This is a genomic window from Bacillus sp. JJ722, assembly GCF_036963345.1.
GTDB lineage: Bacteria > Bacillota > Bacilli > Bacillales > DSM-1321 > Bacillus_AD.
The window spans coordinates 1-5075 of sequence record NZ_JBALMO010000290.1 but is presented as its reverse complement, the minus strand read 5'-3'; the positions used below and the strand labels follow the sequence as shown (position 1 = coordinate 5075).

The following is a 5075-nucleotide window of genomic DNA, read 5'->3' as shown; positions in this document are numbered from 1 at the left end:
AGTTATATGGACTGGATAACCTACAATAGCTCCTGAATTTTGACCCTTAGCTGCATAATTGTTTATTGTATCTATAGCATTTCCAGGAAAGCTGCTTCTTTTTTCATAAATATGCTCATAGTTATATGTGTCATGAAATCTAATAACTACTTTCCACGTACCATTTGACTGTTTACCTGCTGCCCATTCATATCCTATTTTCCCAATTGTTAAATAAAAATCTAATCCGCTATTTGAAATACTAGTAGCTTTACTACCTGTACCTGATACACTTGTTCTACCATTTTTATGTCCTACATCAATATTTTCAGCAATCGGTATAGAAACGTCTGTATAAAATCGTGTATTTGATAGTGCGTTTGAAGTTCCAGATCCAGCCGGACTAAGTTTTGCAGATGGATTATCTTGCAATGAATGATACATATAATTACCTGCTAAAGGTAAACTAAATGAACTTCCCATAGCAAGAGCCATAGTTCTGAATTGCGCTCGAAATTGAGATTTTGTAGATGCTTGTTCTGATGATAATTCTACTGATGGTGTTTCAAGTAATGATGTTTCAGGTAATAATGAAGAATAAAAATCATCTTCTCCTTCTCTTAATTGAGATTCATAGATTTGCTTGTCCATTTCACTTTCACGCTGTAATCTTTCAAAATCTTCTTCGGCTTTCTCTCCCCAAAAAACTTCTGAAGAATCCGCAACAAGACTTGAAGGAGTTTCATTAGTAACATTTTCAAAACCGTTATCCCATGGATTCTCTTGAATAAAATCATCTTCTGCTGCTTTTGCTGTAAAAGTACCACTTCCTACACTAATTAAAGCGACAGTCAAGATAGGAACAAACATTTTTTTAATAGAAATCATTACTCATATCCCCATTTCTTCTTTATATTTGCACTTCCCCTAGAACAATTTAACATAAATGTGAATTAAAAGGAAATTATTGAGGTTTAAGTATATGAATTTTCTAGTATTTAAATTGATTTTTATATCTTAAAAAACTAATAAACAAAGAGATTTGAACTTATATAAGTTTTTAAGAGTGTTTCTTGTAAGTTTGTAATTAAAATTGATTAAAAGGAACTAATCTTGCTAACTAGGAATAAGATTTTAGAAAAGCGTTCCTTCATAATGAAGAAAATCGCTTCATCTGGATATATCGGAGTATTTCTTTATCATTTTTTTAAATCGTTTAAATCTTGTACTCCTTTTAAGACAAAATCATCAGATATTTCATACTCTTCCTTTTTCTTCGTTAAACCTGAATCATCTAAAGGACCTGTTACTTTACCATTCTCTATTTGTATAATCCAAAATTGATAATCCTGCTCATCTGGTATTTCAGAACCATTATTACTTTTAGAGTCTTTTACCAGATTAATTTGTTTCGCAATAATATATTTATCATTCCAACCAACTTCAGTAACTTTAGCAGGTATTATAGTAGCTCCCCAACTATCTTCACCGGTTTTAGGAGCTATTGTCACATCGTGAGCAGATGTTCTAACAATTGAATAGTTACCAGGCAAATCTATATCATAATCTGCCGCTCCAGGACATCCAGTCAAAAAGAATAAACTCATAATTCCTATAAATAAAAAATAAAAATATCGATTTCTAGACATACAACCTCCAATTTTATGTTGAAATAACATCTAATATCTTCTTTTTTTCTATATTATAACATAAAAGGAATTTAAAAGAACTTAAACCAAACAAAAGTCAAATCATATGATTTATTGCATGTTTTAATTTCCACATGCTTTTTAAACTAAAGAGTTTCCAGTAACCCTTATCATTTCCATAGGAACTTTCCCGCACAATATGTTCTGATATTCTATCGGCATCATTAAAAATGACAACTTTCGATAAATTATATAAGCCTGTACCGAATGATAAGGCAATACCTATCTGTAACTGTCTGGCTAATAGAACGAATCAAATTCAGTTGGTTATATTTCTCCAATTGCAATTACTATTACCTGATCTCCTTACAATAATGCGTCTACCACATTGCCATTTACATTATTGCCAGTTTGAAAAACCTCATTAATCCCAACCTTTACCTTATTTGAAATAGGTAATTATTTACGTTATCATGATAGTAGAATGATAATTTAGGGGGAGGATAAATATGAAAAAAACTTTAGGTATAACTGCTATAATTTCATTTGTCATATCATTCGTACTATTTTTATTTTTGATAGATAATTCAACTACAACAATAGATGCAGATGGATTTTATTCTGCAGAAGAAATGAACAATAGAGATTATTTTTTTATGATTTCTAGTTATTCTATAGTAATAACTGCAATCATAGTATTAGGGGTCTACCTATTTAGTGCTATCAAGAAAAAACAAAAAAACAAATAATATACAACTTAGAAAAAGAACTCCTCCTGAACAAAATAAAAAAGTATTCATTGTTAATGGATATTAAAGATTGGTTTACATAATTATCAGATGACCCGACGTGAATTTTATTACCAAAAATGGAAATTATCTTAACAATTCAACAAAACAGCTATTACGTCGAATTGATTGTTTAAGTTCTGGAATCTTGATTGTATCACCCATTGTAGAGTAATTAACCAAATTCCTAGGAAAAACTATTTTTTTCCTAGAGGGTGTTTTATCATAGAATTTAGTAATCTACAAGACTTATTTTCTTCTCCACAATCTCTTCTTTTTGGGCTGTTTTTTAGCCAATCCAGTACTCTTTCCTATTTCAATCAAAGCAAAAATCAACCCTAATAGAGTGGCCACAGCTGTGAAAAAGTTTAAAGAAATTTTCCAATCTGACAACCATGATGGTATGCTTGACACCTTAGTTACTTCCATTGCAATAGGTATTTTGTTATCTGCTATATATTTAGCATCTTCTTTTGATATGGTATATCGATCAACCTCAATTGGGTTTGATAACATGAATCCTTCAATAAGAAATATAATTATTGTAGCTACTGCAATTAGAAGTATTCCCCATATTGCTACAGAGTACAATAGTTTTCGAAAAGAGTCGGGAGGATTTGTATTCTCTTCCATTACTTTATCCGTAGGTGATTCTTGTTTGGTTGTATTAATCTCTTTAATAAGTTCCTCTTTGAACTCAGCCAAAAATTCTTTATCTGCGAAATGAAATTTCTCTTCATTAAGTTTTTTTACTAGTTCAAGATTCTGCTTTTCAAGTTCTTCTATTCTCTTTTTGTGCACTTTCTTTTCAATCCTACTCGTCACTAACTATTCTCCCCCCCATGCTCTTGAATGATGTATAGGACTAAAGTATATCATTATATGTTATTATAGTGATGTACTATTTTGTGTTTTTTGAAAATGAAAGATTAGGAGAAATAAGAAATGAAGTTTACGAAGATAACCCCTCTCTGTGATCGAGCAAGCGATTTAATCATTCCGGTGGCAGTTACAATAGAACGTGTCGGTGATGACCTTGTACTATTCGACGTTGGTTCATGTACACTTACTTTTTCAGCGAACTTTCAAGGAACATTTAATAGATGCTCAGCAGCAAAACAACAAGAGATTATAACTGAGATTAAAAATCGTATTGAAGAAGAGTGTGAAATAGATATAAGCTGCGAGTAGAGTCGCAGCTTATATGATAGCCTATTCAATTGATAGCTTCTTCCATTCCTTCTTCTTCGAGCATTTTCAGAGTTTCTTCTTCGTGTCTACGATAATAGGAAACAGTTAAATCTTCTAATCCCTTTTTACGATCTACATGTTCATCGAAAAACATTTCGGCTGCTCGACTGATAAGATCCTCTACGTCCATTACTCCATAATTGATTCGATAATCTAATCCTCTAGCGATAATTTTGCAACATTATAAATGTATGTAAACAAATTTTTGATAAGATTAAACACCACATACAATGGAAAACCAAAGATGAAGAGTATAACGAGTTTTGGATTATACGTCATTAATTCCTTAATTTTCGTTTAACAAAATAAATAAAAAAGTGGGAAGTTTCCTACCCCCTCTACAGGTAACTCAAAACTTGTCTTTCTATAAGAACTTTTAATGATTAAAAAGTTATCTTCTACAATCCATTCCCCTTGTTTAAGATAATGCTGGATATTTGAGATTTGAAACTGATTAGCAAAAGGTTTTAAATCCACTATCAACAAATATCTCTACTTCTTCCCCTAAATCTCTATATTTACAGTTCTCAATCCCCCAAAACTCTAAAAGATAGTCTATCAATTTATAAAAATCTTTATGTGATTTAGGAATATTTAATTGGCAATAGCCTTTGAATTTGATGATTGGGCACAGTTAATCCAGCAACGAAGAATGCTATTCTTCCATATAAAGACAGGGAAATAGGTACATTTAACGATTTCAATGCTAATACTAAAAGGTACCTAGCTTTCTTAGTTTATCACTGAAGGTCGTTATAGACCTAATACCTCCTAGCTAACTGGCTTTTATTTATTTTCATTTTTAGATTCTCCATTAGTTCCTTGAATTTTGGAAATCTGAAAGATTTTTAATCTCAGAATTCGTTTGAACATCTAACGTTACATACACACTAATCACCCCAAGATTAGTATGATGAATCTAAGCAACTAAAAAAGTGCTAGACTCTGTACAAAAATGTTGCACTAGTCTGTACTTTTATTTTGCAAAACACACAATAATCAAGGTGAAGATTGAATGAATATAAATTTGGAACTTTATTTTTAAATGAAAATGAAAACTTATAATCGGAATTTTTCTATATTTTAAAGTATTTGTGGTAATGCCGAGTACAATTAGGGTTAAAGTTAAATCCACAATGTATACAATTTTTGTGAGCTAAATATTCACTTATTGATAGTTCTAGCTTGCAAACTCCACATAGTATAGCTTTTTGATTAAATTCATTTCTTTCCCAAAGTATAACATCATGATTATTTTGTTTTTCATGACATTTGTAACAAGAGTAATATTTATTACAACACTTGAATTTAATTGAAACAACATCCGCTTTGGAACTGTAATGCTGACATCTATTTTCATTGTCAATTAAACAACCAAATACATTCATTACTTATACCTCTTCTATAA

8 protein-coding genes are annotated in these 5075 nt (G+C 30.8%); 2 read left to right on the top strand and 6 right to left on the bottom strand.

What is annotated here, in order from left to right; translation table 11 throughout:
- Together V7014_RS24045 and V7014_RS24040 are read right to left on the bottom strand one after the other, a co-directional pair.
- Positions 1–867: hypothetical protein (locus V7014_RS24045; protein ID WP_335511106.1), on the bottom strand; the 867-nt coding region annotated here is incomplete at its 3' end.
- A gap of 311 nt (positions 868–1178) precedes the next feature.
- On the bottom strand, positions 1179–1628 hold the full coding sequence (locus V7014_RS24040; RefSeq protein WP_335511103.1) for a DUF3997 domain-containing protein: 450 nt from the start codon (positions 1626–1628) through the stop codon (positions 1179–1181).
- A gap of 509 nt (positions 1629–2137) precedes the next feature.
- Between V7014_RS24040 and V7014_RS24035 the strand changes: the two genes are divergently transcribed.
- Positions 2138–2377: a hypothetical protein gene (locus V7014_RS24035; RefSeq protein ID WP_335511101.1), complete on the top strand. Its 240-nt coding sequence runs from the start codon at positions 2138–2140 to the stop codon at positions 2375–2377.
- A gap of 288 nt (positions 2378–2665) precedes the next feature.
- On the opposite strand, the gene V7014_RS24030 is transcribed toward V7014_RS24035, so the two are convergent.
- Entirely contained in the window at positions 2666–3217 is a 552-nt protein-coding gene (locus V7014_RS24030) for a hypothetical protein (RefSeq protein WP_335511098.1), read from the bottom strand.
- Positions 3218–3361: 144 nt separating this feature from the next.
- On the opposite strand from V7014_RS24030, the gene V7014_RS24025 reads away from it, so the two are divergent.
- Positions 3362–3607 carry a hypothetical protein gene (locus V7014_RS24025; protein ID WP_335511096.1) on the top strand — a complete coding sequence of 82 codons (246 nt, stop codon included), beginning with the start codon at positions 3362–3364 and terminating at the stop codon, positions 3605–3607.
- A gap of 25 nt (positions 3608–3632) precedes the next feature.
- Here V7014_RS24025 and V7014_RS24020 read toward each other — a convergent pair whose 3' ends face one another.
- From V7014_RS24020 to V7014_RS24010, 3 genes are all read right to left on the bottom strand, one after another.
- On the bottom strand, positions 3633–3797 hold the full coding sequence (locus V7014_RS24020; protein ID WP_335511094.1) for a hypothetical protein: 165 nt from the start codon (positions 3795–3797) through the stop codon (positions 3633–3635).
- Positions 3798–3964: 167 nt separating this feature from the next.
- Positions 3965–4144: a hypothetical protein gene (locus V7014_RS24015; protein WP_335511092.1), complete on the bottom strand. Its 180-nt coding sequence runs from the start codon at positions 4142–4144 to the stop codon at positions 3965–3967.
- A 599-nt stretch (positions 4145–4743) separates the two neighbouring features.
- The gene (locus V7014_RS24010; protein WP_335511090.1) at positions 4744–5055 is read right to left on the bottom strand and encodes a CHY zinc finger protein; all 312 of its coding nucleotides are present in this window, start codon (positions 5053–5055) and stop codon (positions 4744–4746) included.
- Between the last annotated feature and the right edge of the window lie 20 nt (positions 5056–5075).